This is a genomic window from Gordonia sp. PvP123 (assembly GCF_040547295.1).
Classification (GTDB): Bacteria; Actinomycetota; Actinomycetes; order Mycobacteriales; family Mycobacteriaceae; genus Gordonia; species Gordonia terrae.
Genome location: NZ_JBEPPN010000022.1, coordinates 1 through 17,791, shown reverse-complemented (window position 1 = coordinate 17,791; position 17,791 = coordinate 1). Strand labels below are relative to the sequence as shown.

The 17,791-nt window shown below is 66.2% G+C and carries 17 protein-coding genes; 15 read left to right on the top strand and 2 right to left on the bottom strand.

What is annotated here, in order from left to right; all coding sequences use genetic code 11:
- Positions 1–96 precede the first annotated feature (96 nt).
- Positions 97–771, bottom strand: a complete 675-nt coding sequence (locus ABIC25_RS24625; RefSeq protein WP_354563569.1) for a hypothetical protein — start codon at positions 769–771, stop codon at positions 97–99.
- Positions 772–880: 109 nt separating this feature from the next.
- Here ABIC25_RS24625 and ABIC25_RS24620 point away from each other — a divergent pair, with 109 nt between their 5' ends.
- From ABIC25_RS24620 to ABIC25_RS24605, 4 genes are read left to right on the top strand one after another with little or no spacing between them, the layout of a single operon-like run.
- Positions 881–1,174: an Rv0250c family protein gene (locus tag ABIC25_RS24620; protein ID WP_004019878.1), complete on the top strand. Its 294-nt coding sequence runs from the start codon at positions 881–883 to the stop codon at positions 1,172–1,174.
- Positions 1,171–1,995 carry a succinate dehydrogenase subunit SdhC gene (gene sdhC / locus ABIC25_RS24615; RefSeq protein ID WP_354563567.1) on the top strand — a complete coding sequence of 275 codons (825 nt, stop codon included), beginning with the start codon at positions 1,171–1,173 and terminating at the stop codon, positions 1,993–1,995. Before ABIC25_RS24620 ends, sdhC begins: the two co-directional genes overlap by 4 nt.
- 58 nt (positions 1,996–2,053) lie before the next feature.
- A complete protein-coding gene (locus ABIC25_RS24610; protein WP_354563565.1) occupies positions 2,054–3,997 on the top strand; it encodes a fumarate reductase/succinate dehydrogenase flavoprotein subunit in 1,944 nt (647 codons plus the stop codon).
- Position 3,998: 1 nt separating this feature from the next.
- A complete protein-coding gene (locus tag ABIC25_RS24605; protein ID WP_248642893.1) occupies positions 3,999–4,748 on the top strand; it encodes a succinate dehydrogenase/fumarate reductase iron-sulfur subunit in 750 nt (249 codons plus the stop codon).
- Between the two features lie 24 nt (positions 4,749–4,772).
- On the opposite strand, the gene ABIC25_RS24600 is transcribed toward ABIC25_RS24605, so the two are convergent.
- Positions 4,773–5,561 (bottom strand): IclR family transcriptional regulator, encoded by a 789-nt coding sequence (locus ABIC25_RS24600; RefSeq protein WP_248642892.1) that lies wholly within the window; start codon positions 5,559–5,561, stop codon positions 4,773–4,775.
- Between the two features lie 262 nt (positions 5,562–5,823).
- Here ABIC25_RS24600 and ABIC25_RS24595 point away from each other — a divergent pair, with 262 nt between their 5' ends.
- The 11 genes from ABIC25_RS24595 to ABIC25_RS24545 all read left to right on the top strand — a co-directional run bounded on the left by ABIC25_RS24595 (position 5,824) and on the right by ABIC25_RS24545 (position 17,664).
- Entirely contained in the window at positions 5,824–6,315 is a 492-nt protein-coding gene (locus ABIC25_RS24595) for a hypothetical protein (RefSeq protein ID WP_354563563.1), read from the top strand.
- Entirely contained in the window at positions 6,312–7,859 is a 1,548-nt protein-coding gene (locus ABIC25_RS24590; protein WP_239400901.1) for an FGGY-family carbohydrate kinase, read from the top strand. Before ABIC25_RS24595 ends, ABIC25_RS24590 begins: the two co-directional genes overlap by 4 nt.
- Before the next feature lie 41 nt (positions 7,860–7,900).
- Positions 7,901–8,824 carry a phosphotriesterase family protein gene (locus tag ABIC25_RS24585; protein ID WP_004019885.1) on the top strand — a complete coding sequence of 308 codons (924 nt, stop codon included), beginning with the start codon at positions 7,901–7,903 and terminating at the stop codon, positions 8,822–8,824.
- Positions 8,821–9,507 carry an HAD family hydrolase gene (locus ABIC25_RS24580; protein ID WP_354563561.1) on the top strand — a complete coding sequence of 229 codons (687 nt, stop codon included), beginning with the start codon at positions 8,821–8,823 and terminating at the stop codon, positions 9,505–9,507. The genes ABIC25_RS24585 and ABIC25_RS24580 overlap by 4 nt, the downstream gene beginning before the upstream one ends.
- Before the next feature lie 138 nt (positions 9,508–9,645).
- Positions 9,646–11,082 carry an MFS transporter gene (locus ABIC25_RS24575; protein WP_239400897.1) on the top strand — a complete coding sequence of 479 codons (1,437 nt, stop codon included), beginning with the start codon at positions 9,646–9,648 and terminating at the stop codon, positions 11,080–11,082.
- Positions 11,079–11,876: an SDR family NAD(P)-dependent oxidoreductase gene (locus ABIC25_RS24570; protein ID WP_058251820.1), complete on the top strand. Its 798-nt coding sequence runs from the start codon at positions 11,079–11,081 to the stop codon at positions 11,874–11,876. Before ABIC25_RS24575 ends, ABIC25_RS24570 begins: the two co-directional genes overlap by 4 nt.
- 3 nt (positions 11,877–11,879) lie before the next feature.
- Positions 11,880–12,722, top strand: a complete 843-nt coding sequence (locus tag ABIC25_RS24565; RefSeq protein WP_354563560.1) for a transketolase — start codon at positions 11,880–11,882, stop codon at positions 12,720–12,722.
- Entirely contained in the window at positions 12,715–13,704 is a 990-nt protein-coding gene (locus tag ABIC25_RS24560; RefSeq protein WP_248642886.1) for a transketolase family protein, read from the top strand. The genes ABIC25_RS24565 and ABIC25_RS24560 overlap by 8 nt, the downstream gene beginning before the upstream one ends.
- Positions 13,701–14,828, top strand: coding sequence for a glycerol dehydrogenase (locus tag ABIC25_RS24555; RefSeq protein WP_239400891.1), 1,128 nt, complete (start codon positions 13,701–13,703; stop codon positions 14,826–14,828). The genes ABIC25_RS24560 and ABIC25_RS24555 overlap by 4 nt, the downstream gene beginning before the upstream one ends.
- Positions 14,818–16,428, top strand: a complete 1,611-nt coding sequence (locus tag ABIC25_RS24550) for an AMP-binding protein (RefSeq protein WP_354563559.1) — start codon at positions 14,818–14,820, stop codon at positions 16,426–16,428. Before ABIC25_RS24555 ends, ABIC25_RS24550 begins: the two co-directional genes overlap by 11 nt.
- A 93-nt stretch (positions 16,429–16,521) precedes the next feature.
- Positions 16,522–17,664, top strand: coding sequence for an acyl-CoA dehydrogenase family protein (locus tag ABIC25_RS24545; RefSeq protein WP_004019893.1), 1,143 nt, complete (start codon positions 16,522–16,524; stop codon positions 17,662–17,664).
- The last annotated feature ends 127 nt before the right edge of the window (positions 17,665–17,791 follow it).

The window sequence follows — 17,791 nt, the reverse complement described above, 5'->3', positions numbered from 1 at the left end:
GAGCGGTTCCTAGACAGCTCCACACCTCACTCGGAGGTCTTCCCTATGTCACGCCGACTCGCCGAACGCCGTACCTAACGTCCCGGGTCAGTACAGCTAGTCCAGCAGGTTCACCGCGTTGGCCACCACCAGGCTCAGGATGACGATCGACAGCAATGACTGCGAGGCCATCGCGAGTTTCGCGCGCCGCGCCAGCGGCATCACATCGGTCGGACTGAAGGCCGTCGCATTGGTCAGGGCCAGGTAGAGGTAGTCGAAGAACACCGGTCGCCAACCGGAGGCTGCCAACCGCGGCTCGAGTTGCTGGGGAAACGCGAGATCCGGGTGCTCGGCGGGGTGCAGGTGCCGGTTCACCGGCCCGCCGCCGTCGAGTTCCCAGTAGAGAAACGCGAAGGCGATGACGGTCTGTAGCCAGACGAGGGCGCCGGCGACCAGCAACTGGTTCGCCGCCTCGGTCTGCGGATTGCCATGGAGAAGATCCCATACGAGTCGTCCCGCACCCCATGCTGCTCCGGCCGCGATGGCGACGACGAGACACACGGAGAGGGCGCGGACCCACCGGCCGGGGCGGTCGATCCGGCCGGGATCCACGACGACGAGCGTCAGCAGCACCATCCCCTCGATCGCGGGCAGCAACCATGCGGTCCCGGCGGCGTAACGCGCCGGGAGTAGGAACGGGATCGCCATCGCGACCAGCACGAACGCCGATGCGGTCCATCGCTGCTCGGCGCGGGGCAGGTTCTCTCCCCGGCGGTGGTCGTCGTCGTTCATCCGGCGGCCTCCTCCGGTCCGGGGCCCCGACACGTTCGGTCAAGACCGTTGACTCGGCGTGCCCGGCCGGTACTGTGTTCTTCATCACATAGGCAGGAAGGGATGTGCCATGATACCGACCGAGATCAGGGATCTGCATCGCAGCATCGGGGCCTTACGCCATCACATGACGACGCTGCAGACACAGTACGGCGATGTCGACGCCGTTCGGCGGATGTCCAACGACCTGGACCGTCTGGAGATCGACCTCCATGACTTCGAGCACGCGCCGCCGCCGCTTCTGCAGGCGAAGCTCGGACGAGACCAGGTGATCTATGTGCCCGACAGCAAGTCAGACGAATCTGCCTGGCTGGGCGCGCAAGACGAAGGGCTGGGCTTTCATTCGCGTGAGCGCACGAAGTGAGCGCCCCCGCGACTGAGCGGGACGCAGTCGGGGTCTTCTCTCCCGGTCGCGCGCGGATCCTGGCGCGCACACTCCGTCGGGACAGGTGGTGGCTGTCGCCCCTGCTGACCGTCATCGGTCTCGCGGCCTTCGTCATCTATGCGACCGTGCGGTCCTTTGTACGGACCGCCTATTACTCGACCGAGTATCACTACCTGTCGCCGTTCTATTCGCCGTGTCTCAGTGAGTCGTGTGTGCCCGGTGCGAGTCACTTCGGTACGCCCTTCCCCGAACTCCCGATGTGGATTCCGCTGGCGTTCTTGTCGCTACCGTTTCTGCTCGGGTTCCGGTTGACCTGCTACTACTACCGCAAGGCCTACTACCGGTCGGTGTGGTTGTCGCCGCCGGCGTGCGCTGTCGCCGAACCGCACAGCAGGTACACCGGCGAGACGCGGCTGCCGCTGATCATCCAGAATTCGCACCGGTACTTCTTCTATGCAGCCGTGATCATCTCGGTGATCAACACCTACGACGCCGTCATCGCGTTCCACGGCGCCGACGGTGGTTTCGGCTTCGGCCTGGGCAATGTCATCCTCGTCGTGAACGTGCTGCTGCTCTGGACGTACACGGTGTCGTGCCACTCGTGTCGCCACGTGACCGGCGGCCGTCTCAAGCACTTTTCGAAACACCCGGTGCGGTACTGGATCTGGACCCGGGTCTCGAAGCTGAACACCCGGCACATGCAGTTCGCCTGGATCACGCTCGGTACGTTGGTGCTCACCGACTTCTACATCATGCTCGTTGCCAGCAACACCATCTCGGACCTGAGATTCGTGGGTTGACCGTTTGACGGCACAACGTCTGTTGTGCAGCCGTTTTCAACGTTGGGAGTCGCGCTAGATGACCGAGCCGGAACGCTACGAGTACGACGTCGTTGTCATCGGTGCGGGCGGTGCCGGGTTGCGTGCGGTCATCGAGGCCCGCGAACGGGGTTACTCGGTCGCCGTGGTGTGCAAGTCACTCTTCGGCAAGGCCCACACGGTCATGGCGGAGGGCGGGTGCGCCGCGTCGATGGGCAACGCCAACTCGAAGGACAACTGGCAGACGCATTTTCAGGACACCATGCGTGGCGGCAAGTTCCTGAACAACTGGCGTATGGCCGAGTTGCACGCGAAGGAGGCTCCGGATCGGGTCTGGGAACTCGAAACCTACGGCGCCCTGTTCGATCGCACCGAGGACGGCCGGATATCGCAGCGAAACTTCGGCGGTCACACCTATCCGCGGCTCGCGCATGTCGGCGACCGCACCGGGTTGGAACTGATCCGGACGATGCAACAGAAGATCGTCTCGCTTCAGCAGGAGGACTTCGCGGCCACCGGCGACTACGAATCGCGCATCAAGGTATTCGCCGAATGCACCATCACCGATCTCCTGAAGGACGGCGACGCCATCGCCGGCGCGTTCGGGTACTGGCGTGAGTCCGGTCGCTTCATCCTGTTCGAGGCGCCTGCGGTGGTCGTGGCGACGGGAGGTATCGGCAAATCGTTCAAGGTGACCTCCAATTCGTGGGAGTACACCGGCGACGGCCACGCGCTCGCCCTCCGGGCCGGAGCGAGCCTGATCAACATGGAGTTCGTCCAGTTCCATCCGACCGGGATGGTCTGGCCGCCCAGCGTTAAGGGCATCCTGGTGACCGAGGGTGTCCGCGGCGACGGCGGTGTGCTCAAGAACACCGACGGCAAGCGGTTCATGTTCGACTACATCCCACCGGTTTTCAAAGGTCAGTACGCCGAGACCGAGGAGGAGGCCGACGAGTGGCTGGCCGACAACGACAGTGCGCGTCGGACCCCGGACCTGTTGCCCCGCGACGAGGTCGCCCGGGCGATCAACGAGGAGGTCAAGGCCGGACGCGGCACCGAACACGGCGGTGTCTACCTCGACATCGCGTCGCGGATGCCCGCCGAGGAGATCATGCGCCGGCTGCCGTCGATGCATCATCAGTTCAAAGAACTCGCCGACGTCGACATCACGGCCGAACCGATGGAGGTCGGGCCCACGTGTCACTACGTGATGGGCGGAATCGAGGTCGACCCGGACACGGCCGCCTCGCGGGTCCCGGGGCTGTTCGCGGCGGGTGAGTGCTCGGGAGGTATGCACGGCTCCAACCGATTGGGTGGCAACTCGCTGTCCGACCTGCTGGTCTTCGGGCGACGGGCCGGACTCGGTGCGGCGGCGTACGTCGAATCACTGACGACGCGGCCCACCGTCTCCGCTGCCGACATCGAGCGGGCGGCGGCATCGGCTCTGGCGCCGTTCGATCCGCCGGCCGAGGGCAAACCGGAGAACCCGTACACCCTGCACACCGACCTCCAACAGGCCATGAACGATCTGGTCGGGATCATCCGGAAGGAGGCCGAGATGCAGGAGGCGCTCGACGTCCTGGCAGATCTGCGAAACCGATTGGGCGGCATGCAGGTCGAAGGGCACCGGCAGTTCAATCCGGGCTGGCATCTCGCCATCGACCTGCGCAACATGCTGCTGGTCTGTGAATGCGTCGCTAAGGCCGCGCTCATGCGCACGGAGAGCCGTGGCGGGCACACCCGCGACGATCACCCGTCGATGGACTCGAACTGGCGGAACGCTCTGTTGGTCTGCACCGCCGAGCTCGACGGGGACGGCCCGGTTCCGGAGGTCAGCGTCGTGCGGACGGAACAGACCCCCATGCGTCCGGACCTGTTGGAGCTGTTCGAATTCCCGGAGATAGAGAAATACTACACCGCAGCCGAGATCGCCGGGCACCCCGGCGCCGGGGGCGAGCGAGCCGAAGGGCACTCGGAGGACTGACATGGGATACGACGCGAAGTTCCGGATCTGGCGCGGGGACACCGACGCCGGCGGCCTCGAGGACTACACGGTGGCTGTCAACGAGGGTGAGGTGGTGCTCGACATCATCCATCGACTGCAGGCGACGCAGGCACCCGACCTGGCGGTGCGGTGGAACTGCAAAGCGGGCAAATGCGGTTCGTGCTCGGCCGAGGTCAACGGTCGCCCGAAGTTGCTGTGTATGACCCGGATGTCCACCTTCACCGAAGACGAGGTCGTCACGGTGACCCCGATGCGTACCTTCCCCGTCATCCGCGACCTGGTCACCGATGTCTCGTTCAACTACGCGAAAGCGCGGGAGATCCAGTCGTTCACGCCCCCTGAGGGTCTCGGGCCGGGGGAGTATCGGATGAAGCAGGTTGACGTGCAGCGCTCGCAGGAGTTCCGCAAGTGCATCGAGTGCTTCCTGTGTCAGGACACCTGCCACGTCGTGCGCGATCACGAGGAGAACAAGCAGAACTTCGCCGGTCCGCGCTTCCTCATGCGCGTCGCCGAACTCGACATGCATCCCCTCGACGTCGCCGAGCGCCGCGACACGGCCCGAACCGAGCACGGACTGGGCCTCTGCAACATCACCAAATGCTGCACCGATGTCTGTCCCGAGCAGATCAAGATCACCGACAACGCGCTGATCCCGATGAAGGAACGCGTCGCCGACCGGCACTATGATCCGCTGGTGTGGTTGGGTAACAAGCTGTTTCGACGGCACTGACTGTGCGTCGGGACGTTGTGCGCCTCAGCCGGCGTACCCCAGGCGACGGGATACGGTGAGCGCGCCATCCACCAGCGCGGCGGCCATCTCGTCCTGGCGTTCATCGGACAGATCCGCAGACAACCCGCCGATGCTCAACGCCGCCACCACGGTTCCCTTGCGGTCTCGGATGCACGCGCCCAGTGCGGCGACACCGGGTGTCACGTCGCCGACACTGATGGAGTAGCCGCGTCTGCGTGTTTCGGCGAGCGTCGCCCGCAACTCCTCTTCGGTGATCTCGTCGCCGGCCGGGGTGAGCATCGGTCGCGACTCGAGAACCTGGGGGAGGGCGGTCTCCTCGAGTTCGGCCAACAGGGCCACCGGTGCTCCGCCGAGGTAGAGCGGTAACGACCGCCCGACCGAGAGAACCATCACCCGGATGGGCTGGCTGCTCTCGATCATGTCGAGGCACACCGCCCGCGCGCCGTCGGGGACCAGTAGGTACACGTGCTCATCGAATCTGGCTGCGAGTTCGGACATCACGTGACTGGCCTCGGTGCGCAGGTCGAAGCTGCCCAGCACGGCGGAAGCGAGCTCGAAGACGCGCAACGTGAGTCGGTAGTCGGCGGAGCGGGTGCGCTCGACCCAGCCGGCGACCTCGAGGGTGTTGAGAATCCGGTACATCGTCGTGCGACTGTGCCCGCACTTCGTCATCAGCTCCGCCAGGGACAGCTCGGCGCGATCGCCTTTGAAGGCTTCGAGGACATCGATCGCCTTCACGATCGACGCGATGTGGTTCTTCGGGTCGAGTTCTATCGATCGCGCGGGTGTCATGGCTGCTGTCTCCTTCTGTGATGCGAAGCGGGCCTTGGGATCTCACTCCAGGACGACATGTCCGCCGAACGGTTCACGCCGACCCGGTGCATGTCTTCGATCTGCGTGGCCGAACACACCGAGGCCATGGTGTGATGGTTGACACAGACCACCGGACATGCAATTGTTCCGTATGGCGCACACGTTATCCGGATTCCGGACACCGGGTCAAGCCCCGAAACCCGCGAGCATCGGCTCCGCTTCCTCGGTCACACGGGTGGTCATGCCGATCGACGGCCCCGCCCGAGTCCTGTGTGGAGAAGGCGGCTCTGAGTCGACGTACGAGATCCCGGGGTGGGACGTCCTACGGACTTTTGTCGATCGATTCGCCCCTGATGTCGCGGTCGACCTGTCCACCCGGTTCGCCGCGACAATTGCCGAGTGGGAAGCCAACCCCACCAGGGTCACCTACGGCGTCGTCGGGGACCGAGACGTCTTGGTGGGGCTGTCCTATCAGACCTCGCCGGAAGAAGTGCTCGCCGCTGTCTGGCGCGGATTGTGTGTGTCGCTTGCCCGTGCGCTGCGGGACAACGGTGTCGACGGACCGGTCCGGCTCGAGTCGGGTCATCCGGGCGCCGACGCACTGGCCGATCGATTGAGTCGCTTGGGTATCCGTGTCCAGGGCGTCCACACACCCGTCGACGCGGAACACCGGTTGGGCATCGACGCGCTCGTCCGCGCGGTTGCCGATACCGCACAGGAGGTGTCCCGGTGACCCGTTCGGTCGTGATCGGTATCGACAAAGGCACCAGTTCGCTCAAGACGATCGCCGTCGATCTCGCCACCGGAGAGCTCGTCGCCGAATGCGGTGCTCGGACCCCGAGTGTCTACCCGACCGCGGGCCGGCACGAGGAGGACCCCGAACGGACCTGGGCGACAGTCGCCGGCACGATCCGGGCGGTCGTCGACGCGCTCGGCGCGGGGACGTCCATCGCAGGCGTCGGGGTGACCGGTCACATGGGTGGACTGTGGACCGTCGGCCCTGACGGCGCGCCCGTCGGCCACGCGATCTGCTGGCCCGACGCCCGCGCGACCGGCGTTCTCGACGCAGTACGCGACCGCGGCCACCTCGACGCCTTGTTCGAGATCAGCGGGAACGCTCTCATTCCGGGAACCCCGTATCCCTTGCTGGCGTGGATGAAGCGCGCCGAGCCGGAGCGGTACGCGAGGATCCGGCACTTCTTCATGGCCAAGGACTACGTGAACTACCGGCTCACCGGAGTCGTGGCGACCGAGGAGTCCGACCTGTCGTTCGCACCCTGCGACTTCCGCAATCGCCGCAAGGCGGAGGAGTTCTTCACCGCCTTCGGCATCGAGGAGATGTCTCCGCGACTGCCCGAGGTCGGCGTCAGCACCGACCTCCTGGGGACCGTGACCGCCGCGGCGTCGGCCGAGACCGGGCTCCCGGTGGGGACCCCGGTGTCTGCGGGCACCGGAGATGCCACGGCCAACATGATCGGGATCGGCGCCGCCGACGACGGCCAGGCTGTCACCACCATCGGTACGAGCCTCATGAACGGCACCTCCACGGATCATCCGCTGCTCGAACCCGCCGGAATCGGTTTCGGCTTCCTCATGCCGGAGAATCGATGGCAACGCCAGATCACCAATTCCGGAGGCGGCACCCTGTGCCTCGACTGGGTGATCAACACCTTCTGCCCGGCAGAGGTGGAGCGCATGGCGCGCGGCGCCACCACGCTCGGCGATGTGGTGCGCGACTTCGCCCGCCAGACCGAGCCGGGAAGTCGTGGGCTCGTGTTTCATCCGTATCTCAACACCGCGGGCGCGACAGCTCCGTTCCTCGATGTCAACGCGCGCGGCAGCTTTGTCGACTTCCGCCCGGACACGTCGTCGGCAGAACTCGTCCGGGCCGTCATGGAGGGCACGGCTCTCTCGGTGCGGGACTGTTACGACGCCATGCCCGTACGCATCGACGAGATCCGCCTGACCGGCGGTGGGGCCCGCAGTGTCGAGTGGAGCCAGATCATCGCCGATGTGCTGCAGAAGACCATCGTGGCACCCGATGTCCCCGAGTCGGGGGCGCTGGGGGCGGCGATGCTCGCCGCGGTTGCCACCGGGCAGTACGCCGACCTCGACGCCGCAACCGCGCAACTGGTACGGCCGGGGCGCGTCCACGAACCCGACCCCGAGACAGCGAGTACCTACGACGAGGCCTTCGCCATCTACCGGGCCGTCCTCGCACCGCTGCGTGACGTCTGGGCCGCGACGGCCGCGACCGACCGCCTCATCCCGGCCTGACCGGCCGACCCACCGCACGACACACGCGAAACGGAGAACTCGTGCCCGTCATCAGAACCGTGCTCGGCGACATCGCCCCCGAAAGCCTGGGAGTGACCCTGTGTCATGAGCACCTCTTCACCAACCCGCCGAAGTGGGCGCAGGACAAGGACCCCGACATGGTGCTCGACCGTGTCGACGCGGCGATCGGTGAGGTGACCGACTTCGACAGCCTGGGCGGGGGCGCACTCGTCGAGATGACCACCGCAGACTACGGACGACGCGGCGACGGCCTGCTGGCCGTCGCCCGGGCCACGCCCGTCCACATCATCAGCGCCAGCGGCTATCAGAAGGGCATCTACTATCCCGAGTCGGTCGCCACCGAGTCGGTGGAGGAGATCGCCGCCCGGTTCGCGGCCGACGTGACGGCCGGTGTCGACGGCACATCGGCGCGGGCCGGCGTGATCAAGTTCGGGACCTGTCGCACCGATGAGATCCGCGCGGACGAGCGCAAGGTCCAGAAGGCCGTTGCGCGAGCACACCTCGAGACAGGCGCGCCGATTTCCACCCACTGTCAGGCCGGAACGCTGGGTGACCTGCAGGCGAACGGTTTCGCCGACCTCGGCGTCGATCCCGATCACGTCCTGATCGGTCACCTCGACCGCAACCTCGACTACGACTACCTCCGCAAGGTCGCGAAGACCGGGGTGTGGCTCGGATTCGACCATTGGACCAAACCCAAATACCCGTCCGACGACCTCCGGGTCGACCACATCCGGCGTCTGGCCGACGAGGGCTTCACCAAGATCATGGTGTCCGGTGATCTGGGCCGGCCGTCGTATCAACCCCACCATGGCGGCACGCCGGGCTTCGCGGGACTGCTCAAGCAGATTCGCGACCGGCTTCCCGCCGACATCGCCGAGCGTGTCTTCGTGCAGAACCCGCGGACGTTCTTCGCGTTCACACCGCGCGAGGGGGTGGCATGATCTCCACCGCACCGGCTTCCGCGGGCGGCGTCGGAGCCCCGGTGACGACACACGGCGTGCTCTTCGACCTGGACGGGACCCTCATCGACTCCCGGTACGCGATCATCGAGGCCTACCGCGCAACATTCGAGAACGAACTCGGACAACCGCTGCCCGACGAACTCGAGGATCCGAGCGCCATCATGGCCCCCCGGCCCCCCGAGATCTTCGCGCGATTCTCTGACCGCGATCCGCTGGAACTCGAACGCGCGTACGGCACGCATTACACCTCGGGCGCCTTCCGGCGCGTGGCGGCCTACCCGGAGCTGCGTGAGACCCTCGCCGCTCTCGCCGAGCGCGGCATCACCGTGGGCATCGTCACCAACAAGCGAATGAGCCGCGTGCACAGGGACTTCCACCATCTCGGCATCGACGAGAAGTCGTTCGCGACCATCGTGACCGCCGACGACACCACCGAACGCAAACCGCACCCCGCCCCGGTGCTGCTCGGACTCGAGCGGGCCGGACTCGACCCGGCGCACACCTGGTACGTCGGGGACGGCCCGCAGGACATCCGCTCCGGCGCCGCCGCCGGCACCCGCACGATGGGCGCCGCCTACGGCTACTACGGAACCGACACCCTCGCCGGTCACCGACCCGACCATCTCCTCGACACGCTGAGCGAACTCCTGCACCACATCTAGCGAACCGACCACACATACGGTCCCGCACCACACCCGGTGGCGCGGTACCGCTCGCTGCCCCGAAATCCCTCCGGCGCAGAACCCTTCATCGATCCGCCCACCCCCGGAGAGTGGGCACTCTCACGAACGGATGTCGTCATGACCCAACTACTCCCTGCCCGAAATCGGGCGCTGACCACTGTCGCCGAGGTCGATGACCTCGTCGACTCCGAGGACATAAGGACCCGCAGGCACAAGCTCATGCTTGTTCTCGGTCTCGCCGGCATCGCCTTCGAGGCGTACTTCCTGGCGGTCTTGAGTTCGGGCACGGCCCCGATGAGCGAACAGCTCAACCTCGACGCGAACGGCGTCGGGCTGGTCAGCGCATACGGCTACGTCGCCACCCTGATAGCCGCGGCGACCTGCGGCCTGCTCGCCGACCGATACGGTCGGGTGAAGATCATGGTCGTCGCCAAGATCGTGGCGGTGATCGCCGCCCTGATGATGGCCGCCGCACCGAGTTTCGCGATGCTCGTCTTGGCCCGGTGCATCGCGGGCGCGGCCTACGGCGTCGACCTCGGCGTTGCGATGGCATACCTGTCGGAGAACCTGCCGAAGAAGCGCCAGTACCTGCTCAACTTCTGGCAGGCACAGTGGTACATCTCCACGGTCGTCGCCCTGGCGATCGTCCTGGGTCTCTACCACCTCGACGTGGGACTGAGCATCTGGCGCTGGGGCCTCGTCACCGCCGCGATCTTCGCCTTCGTCGTCGCCGTCGCACAGTGGGCCCTGATGCCCGACAGCCCGCGCTGGCTCGCCAAGAAGGACAGGCTCCCCGAGCTGACCAAGTCGCTGAAGGCCATGTACGGAATCGACGCCACATATCCCACCGGGCATCTCGACGCGGCCATCGAGGAACCACGGAAAGAGCGCCGTTTCACCGAACTCTTCAGCGTCCGCTTCCGTGCGCGGACCATCCTGGCCAACGTCGTCACCATGATGCAGGCCCTGCAGTACTACGCCGTGGCCTACTACCTGCCGGTCATCGCGCTGAGCCTGTTCGGTGAGAACTTCGGCGAGGCGACCTTCGGCTCCATCGTGTTCAACGTCTTCGGCATCGTCGGCGGTGTCGCCTCGATCTGGGTGGCATCCAAACTCGGTGCGAACGGCGCTGCGAAGTACGGATTCCTGGCGGTCGCCGCGATGATCCTGGTCCTCGGCGTCTTCTTCGACTCGCTCCCGATCCTCCTGGCGTTCATCGTCCCGGCCATGTTCATCTTCTTCCACTCCGCCGGACCCGGCGCATCCGGTCTGACCATGGCGGCGATGGCGTACCCGTCGGATCTGCGCGGTCGCGGCGGACAGCTGGCCACCATTTCGCAGAGCATCGGCGGCATCGTCGGTCTGTATGCGTTCCCGCGGATGTCGGAGGCGCTCGGGCTCTCGACCACCATCACGATCTTCGTCGCGGTGCCGTTGATCGGTGCGGCCATCTGCATGCTGATCCGCTGGGAGCCGTTCGACACGACTCACGACGCCAACGAGATCGCCGCCGCCGAGGGCGACATGACGGTACGGGAGGTGTACGGACGATGACCGGGGCACGTGTGACGATCCCCGGCTCGGTGGCGCTGATCACCGGTGGCGGACAGGGTCTGGGCCTCGCCATGGCGCGACGGTTGCGGGCCGACGGACACCAGGTGGTGATCGCCGACATCGACGCCGGACGTGCTGATCAGGCGGCCGCCGACGTCAGCGGGTCCGCGCTGGTCGTCGACGTCACCGACGACGAGTCCGTCCGCCGCGCGGTCGAGGCCGTGCGACAGCGGTTCGGACGGCTCGACGTCCTGATCAACAATGCGGGTATCATTTCGCGGACCCAGGCCGAGGCAATCGATTCCGGCCGGTGGCAGGCCGAACTCGACGTCCACCTCGGCGGCACCATGCGGTGCAGCCGGGAGGCCTTCGTCCTCCTCCGCGAGGCGCCCAACGCGTCGATCATCAATCTCGCCTCGGTGGGTTCGACATTCGGTCTACCCGGACGATTGGCGTACACCGCCGCGAAGTCCGGCGTCCTGGGTGTCACACGCACACTCGCGGCCGAATGGGGACCGCACGGGATCCGGGTCAACGCGGTGGCCCCCGGATACATCGACACCGGGATGATGCGGACGGGTCTCGACACCGGAACCCTCGATGAGAAGCGACTGATAGATCGAACACCGATGCGCCGGTTCGGTTCTCCCGACGAGGTGGCTGCAGCCACCTCCTTCCTCGCGTCGACGGACGCGTCGTTCGTCACCGGCACCGTGCTCCGGGTCGACGGCGGGATCACCATCGACGGCACATTCCACTCGGCCGACGCCGAGATGACCAGAGAGGGCACCTGACACATGCTCGTAGACAACGACATCGATCGCTCGTCGACCGCGCAACTGGCCGACACCGCGTTCCGGCTGAGGTCGGCGATGATGCGAATGGCAGCGGACAAAGGCGAGGGATACATCGCTCAGGGGCTCGGGATCGCCGACCTGCTCGCGGTCATCTACTTCCGGCAGTTGCGTTTCGACGCCACTGATCCGGACTCGCCCTCCCGGGACCGGTTCCTGATGTCCACCGGGCACTACTCGATCGCGCTCTATGCGGTGCTCGCCGAACTGGGCATCCTGACCGAGGAGCAGATCGCGGACTACGGACTCAACGGCAGCGAACTGCCGATGAGTACTTTCGACGAGACGCCCGGAGTCGAGATCACCGGTGGCTCACTGGGACACGGTCTCGGGCAGGGTGTCGGGATGGCGCTCGGGCTCCGCCTCGACGGTGGGGATCAGAAGATCATCGTGGAACTCTCTGACGGTGAGCTGCAGGAGGGGTCGACCTGGGAGTCGGCGATGTCGGCCGCCAGCTTCGGTCTCGGCTCTCTCACCGCCGTGGTGGACTGCAACGGAATCCAGGCCGACGGTCCGATCGTGCTCGACATGGAACCGATCGCGGCCAAATGGGCCGCCTTCGGGTGGGCGGTCGAGGAGGTCGACGGCAACGACATCGAGGCTCTCGTCCGGGCGTTCGATGCGCTGGCAGCCGCGCCGGCAGACGTCCCGCGCGTGCTGATCGCCCGGACGACTCCCGGGACCGGCGTGCCCACGCTGGTCGCCCGGGAACGGGCACATTTCGTCCGCGTCCACGACACCGAGTGGACCGGACTCATCGCCGAACTGGAGGAGAATCGTGGCTGAGCTCAAAAACCGTGCCGGCGGCATGGGTGAGATCGCCGACGTCGAGGGACCCTACGAGCGGGCGCCTTTCGGTACCGAACTCGCCGAACTCGGTGCCCGCGACGAGCGAATCGTCGGACTGAGTGCCGACATGTCGAAGTATTCCGACATCATCCCGTTCCGGGATCGCTTCCCGGAGCGCTACTTCAACGCCGGCATGGCCGAGCAGAACGCGGTGATGATGGCCGCGGGATTGGCGAAGGTCGGCAAGATCGCTTTCTGCGCGACCTACGCGGCATTCCTCACCCGCCGGGCCCTCGACTTCATCGCCGTGTCATGCGCCCACAGCAAGGCCGACGTGAAGATCGTCGCCGGTTCGCCGGGGCTCGTAAATCCCTATGGCGCAACACACCAGTCCCTCGAGGACCTGGTCGTGATGCGGTCCATCCCCGATCTGACGGTGATCGATCCGTGCGACGCGGTGGAACTCCGTCACGTCATCCGCGCTGCCGCGGCCACGCCGGGTACCTTCTACATCCGCAACTTGCGCGGCAAGGTCCCCGTCGTGTTCGACGAGGACGACTTCGAGTTCGAGATCGGCCGCGCACGGATGCTGCGGCCGGGCCGTGATGTCGCGGTCATCGGAACCGGATTCATGACCGCGCGTGCGCTGAAAGCCGCGGTGTCGGCGGAAGCGGCCGGGGTGTCGACGGCCGTTCTGCACGTGCCGACCATCAAGCCCCTCGACACCGACGCAATCGCCGCGGTGGCCGCGGACGTCGGCCGGATCGTGACAGTCGAGAACGGCTTGCGCTCGGGCGGTCTGGGCAGCGCGGTCGTCGAGACACTGGCCGACCGGGGGATCGCGGTTCCGGTGACCAGGATCGGGCTGGGAGATCGCTTCCACCCCTGCGGTTCCCAGGGTTACAACGAGGCCCTGTTCGGTCTCGACGAGACGGCGATCACGCACGCGGTGATCACCGGGAACTGGCCGCACGCATGAGCGCTCTGCTGGACGGGATCGGTGTCGCCCGCGCCGCCCGTCGGTTCGCGGCACCGCAACAGTATCTGCAGGGCCCAGGGGTTCTCGACGACGTCGGTGGGGTGGTGGCCGAGATCGGGGGAGCGCCGATCGTCGTCATCGACGCCGACATCTCGGGACTGTTCGGGGCGCGTATCGAGGCGTCGCTCGCCGCTGCCGAACTACGGGCCCAGGTGATCCCGGTGGCCGGACCGGTGACGCGCGGCGTCATCGCCGACACCCTGACGCGTGTGTCAGCCGGGCAGGGCGACGTGGTGGTCGGCATCGGGGGAGGCAAGGCGCTCGACATCGCCAAGGGCGTGGCCGAGACCGTCGGACGGCCGATGGTCTCGGTCCCCACGGTCGCGTCGAATGACGGCCCCACCGCCAGTGTGTTCGCGCTCTACGACGAGTTCGGACGGCTGTCGGAACTCGGTCGCCTACCCGCGAATCCGGCCGCGGTCGTCGTCGACACAGAGGTGATCGCGAAGGCCCCGATCCGATTTCTGGTATCGGGCATCGGGGACGCGCTGGCCAAGAAGTACGAGGCCCGCTCGTGTGCGCGGGGGCGCGGTGTCACCACGCAGGGCACCCGTCCGCTGATCATCGGCGAGGTGGTCGCCGACGGATGTTCACGAGTCCTGTTGCGCGATGGCGAGGTCGCGGTGCGCGATGCACTCGCGCACCAGGTCACCCCCGAACTCGAGGCGGTCGTCGAGGCGGTGATCCTGTTGTCGGGCATCGGTTACGAGAACGGCGGCCTGTCGATCGCGCACTGTATGACGCGAGGACTGCAGGTCGGTCGTGGGTCGTCGGCGCACCTGCACGGCTACCACGTCGCCTACGGGTTGCTCGTTCATCTGGCGCTCGAGGACGATCCCGAGGTCGACCGCGACGAGATCCGCCGCTTCCTCCGTGCCCTCGGTCTCCCGACCTCGCTGGCCGATCTGGACATGGGCGAACCGTCGAACGCCGAGATCGAGGCTCTGGCCGTCGCCGCGGCGTCGGCGCCGCACGTCGCGAACACCTGGGTCGACGCATCGGTCCCCAGTATCATCGCGGCCATCGAACAGGTGGAGAAAGAGGCGGCGATCGATGGTGACTGACCACGGCCCGGACCCGGACATCGACAGCGCCCGGAGTCCGGTGCCGCCCGCGGCCGAGTTCACCTTCTCCGCACTCAGTCCGGCCACGTTCCTGGATCGAGCCGCTGCGGTATTCGCCGGACGAATCGCGGTGATCGACGGGTCACGTTCCTTCACCTACACCGAGTTCCACGATCGGGTGCAGCGGTTGACCGCGGTGATCGAACAGCTCGGTGTAGGTCCCGGTGACCGTGTCGCCGCGTTGTGTGCGAACTCGCACGTGATGCTCGAACTGCACAGTGCTGCGCCCGCTCACGGATCTGTCCTGGTGCCGTTGAACGTCCGGCTCTCCGAACCGGAGCTGACCTACATCCTGGAACACAGTGGCGCGTCGGTTCTCGTCTCGACGGTCGAGTTCGCCGATCGCGCACAAGCAGTCGGCGAAGCAGTCGGGATCCGGGTGGTGATCGGTGGGTCGGCCGACGGCTCGGACGAGTACGAGCGTCTGCTCGCAGACGCGGGCGCGCCGGTTCGTCGGGACACCGACGAACGGGGTCTGCTCGCGATCAACTACACCTCCGGGACGACGGGACGCCCGAAAGGCGTGATGTACCACCATCGGGGCGCGTATCTGCAGTCCGTGGCGATGGCCCACCACTCCGGGCTCGGTCCGGGGTCGAAGTATCTCTGGACGCTGCCGATGTTCCACTGCGACGGTTGGTGTTTCACCTGGGCCGTCGTCGCCGCCGGTGGCACGAGTGTCTGCCTGCGCAGCATCGACACCGGACTCATCTGGCGTCACCTCGTCGACGACGACGTGACTCATTTCAGCGCGGCACCCACGGTCCTCACCATGATCGCCGAAGACCCGTCGGCGGCTCGGCTCGATCGAGTCGTCCAGGCCGCGACGGGAGGTGCACCGCCATCGCCTGCTCTCCTCGCCCGGATGGCCGGGTTGGGCATCGAGATCACCCACCTCTACGGGATGACCGAGACCTTCGGCCCGATCGTCGTGAACCAGTGGCAGCCGGAGTGGGATGACGCCACGGACGAGGTGCGCGCCGTACGCAAGGCGCGACAGGGGATCGGAAACATCGTGGCAGGGCGTGTCCGAGTCGTGTCCGACGAAGGAGGCGATGTCGCGGCCGATGGCGAGACCATCGGCGAGTTGGTGGTGCGCGGCAACAACGTCATGCTCGGCTACTACCGCGATCCCGAGGCCACTGCCGCGGCAACCCTGGACGGTTGGCTGCGGACCGGTGATCTCGCGGTGATGCATCCGGACGGGTACGTCGAGATCCGGGACCGCAGCAAGGACGTCATCATCTCCGGTGGCGAGAACATCGCGTCGGTCGAGGTGGAGCGGGTGCTCGACAGCCATCCCGACGTCGTCGAATCGGCGGTCGTCGGCCGTCCGGATGAACGATGGGGCGAGGTGCCGATCGCCTATGTCAGCGTGCGCGCCGGAGCGAGCCTGACCGCTGAGGGTCTCGTCGAGTTCGCGCGCAAGACGCTCGCCCGGTTCAAGGTGCCGAAAGAAATCGTGTTCGCGGAACTGCCGAAGACGTCGACGGGCAAGATCCAGAAAAACGTGCTCCGCGGTGGTGGGGCGTCCAGCTGACACAAAGCGTTCCGGTCATCCCAACGTAACGTTGCCAACAAGCACTGTTACGCTCGCCATTGACACTGTCAATCGTGGATAGGTACTCGCACCATGGCCGAACGGTCCTCTTGGGAAAACGACGATCTCAGCGCCCTGCGCGATCTGGCTCGCAGCTTCTGCGAGAAGGAGATCAAGCCGAACGCCGATAAGTTCATCGAGCAGCACCACGTCGACCGCGACCTGTGGAACAAGGCCGGCGAGCTGGGTCTTCTCTGCATGTCGATCCCGGAGGAGTACGGGGGCGGGGGCGGCAACTTTGCGCACGAGGCCGTCTTGATCGAGGAGCAGGCGCGCGTCGCCGACAGCTCGTGGGGCGTCAGCCTGCACAACGGCATCGTTGCGCATTACATCCTGGAGTACGGCTCCGAGGAGCAGAAGACCACGTGGCTGCCCAAGATGGCCAGCGGCGAGGCCGTCGGCGCCATCGCGATGACCGAGCCCGGTACGGGATCGGACCTGCAGAGCGTCAAGACCAAGGCCATCAAGCAGGGTGACGAGTACGTCATCGACGGCTCGAAGACGTTCATCACCAACGGAAGTCAGGCCGACATCATCATCGTCGTCGCCAAGACCGACGTGTCCGAGGGCGCCAAGGGCATCTCGCTCATCCTCGTCGAGGCGGACCGCGAGGGCTTCCGTCGTGGCCGGGTGCTCGACAAGGTCGGCCAGCGCGGGCAGGACACCTCGGAGCTGTTCTTCGACGGTGTGCGCGTTCCCACCTCGAATCTGCTCGGCACCGAGGAGGGGCAGGGCTTCATCCAGCTGATGCAGCAGCTCCCGCAGGAACGTCTGATCATCGCCGTGGCGTCGGTGGCGGGAATGGAGAAGGCAGTTTCGGAGACCATCGCCTACACCAAGGACCGCACGGCCTTCGGCCGGCCGATCTTCAGCTTCCAGAACACCAAGTTCAAACTCGCGGAGGCAGCCACCGAGACCCGGATCGGCCGGGTCTTCGTCGACGACTGCATCACCAAGCACATCAAGGGCGAGCTCGACATCCCGACCGTCGCGATGGCCAAGTGGTGGACCAGCGACCGCGCCATGGTGGTCGCCGACGAATGCCTCCAGTTGTTCGGCGGCTACGGCTACATGAACGAATACCCGATCGCTCGCCTGTGGGCCGACAATCGTGTGCAGAAGATCTACGCCGGCACCAACGAGATCATGAAGGAGATCATCGCGCGGACACTGTGACGATGTGACGACTCCCGACTCGGCGACGGCCCCCGGGGCCCCCCCACCCGGGCCCGCGCCCGCCCGGTGTGCCCCGCCTGCTACAATCGCAGATTCAATAGCCGGGGGCAAGGGTATAAGGGGAGTC

Bases quoted from the DNA above. Each gene is read 5' to 3' on its own strand.
- ABIC25_RS24595 (WP_354563563.1), top strand. From the start codon at position 5,824: ATGCCGATCGACGGCCCCGCCCGAGTCCTGTGTGGAGAAGGCGGCTCT.
- ABIC25_RS24570 (WP_058251820.1), top strand. From the start codon at position 11,079: ATGACCGGGGCACGTGTGACGATCCCCGGCTCGGTGGCGCTGATCACC.
- ABIC25_RS24625 (WP_354563569.1), bottom strand. From the start codon at position 771: ATGAACGACGACGACCACCGCCGGGGAGAGAACCTGCCCCGCGCCGAG.
- ABIC25_RS24600 (WP_248642892.1), bottom strand. From the start codon at position 5,561: ATGACACCCGCGCGATCGATAGAACTCGACCCGAAGAACCACATCGCG.
- ABIC25_RS24545 (WP_004019893.1), top strand. From the start codon at position 16,522: ATGGCCGAACGGTCCTCTTGGGAAAACGACGATCTCAGCGCCCTGCGC.
- ABIC25_RS24550 (WP_354563559.1), top strand. From the start codon at position 14,818: ATGGTGACTGACCACGGCCCGGACCCGGACATCGACAGCGCCCGGAGT.
- ABIC25_RS24580 (WP_354563561.1), top strand. From the start codon at position 8,821: ATGATCTCCACCGCACCGGCTTCCGCGGGCGGCGTCGGAGCCCCGGTG.
- ABIC25_RS24565 (WP_354563560.1), top strand. From the start codon at position 11,880: ATGCTCGTAGACAACGACATCGATCGCTCGTCGACCGCGCAACTGGCC.
- ABIC25_RS24605 (WP_248642893.1), top strand. From the start codon at position 3,999: ATGGGATACGACGCGAAGTTCCGGATCTGGCGCGGGGACACCGACGCC.
- ABIC25_RS24620 (WP_004019878.1), top strand. From the start codon at position 881: ATGATACCGACCGAGATCAGGGATCTGCATCGCAGCATCGGGGCCTTA.
- ABIC25_RS24575 (WP_239400897.1), top strand. From the start codon at position 9,646: ATGACCCAACTACTCCCTGCCCGAAATCGGGCGCTGACCACTGTCGCC.
- ABIC25_RS24610 (WP_354563565.1), top strand. From the start codon at position 2,054: ATGACCGAGCCGGAACGCTACGAGTACGACGTCGTTGTCATCGGTGCG.
- ABIC25_RS24555 (WP_239400891.1), top strand. From the start codon at position 13,701: ATGAGCGCTCTGCTGGACGGGATCGGTGTCGCCCGCGCCGCCCGTCGG.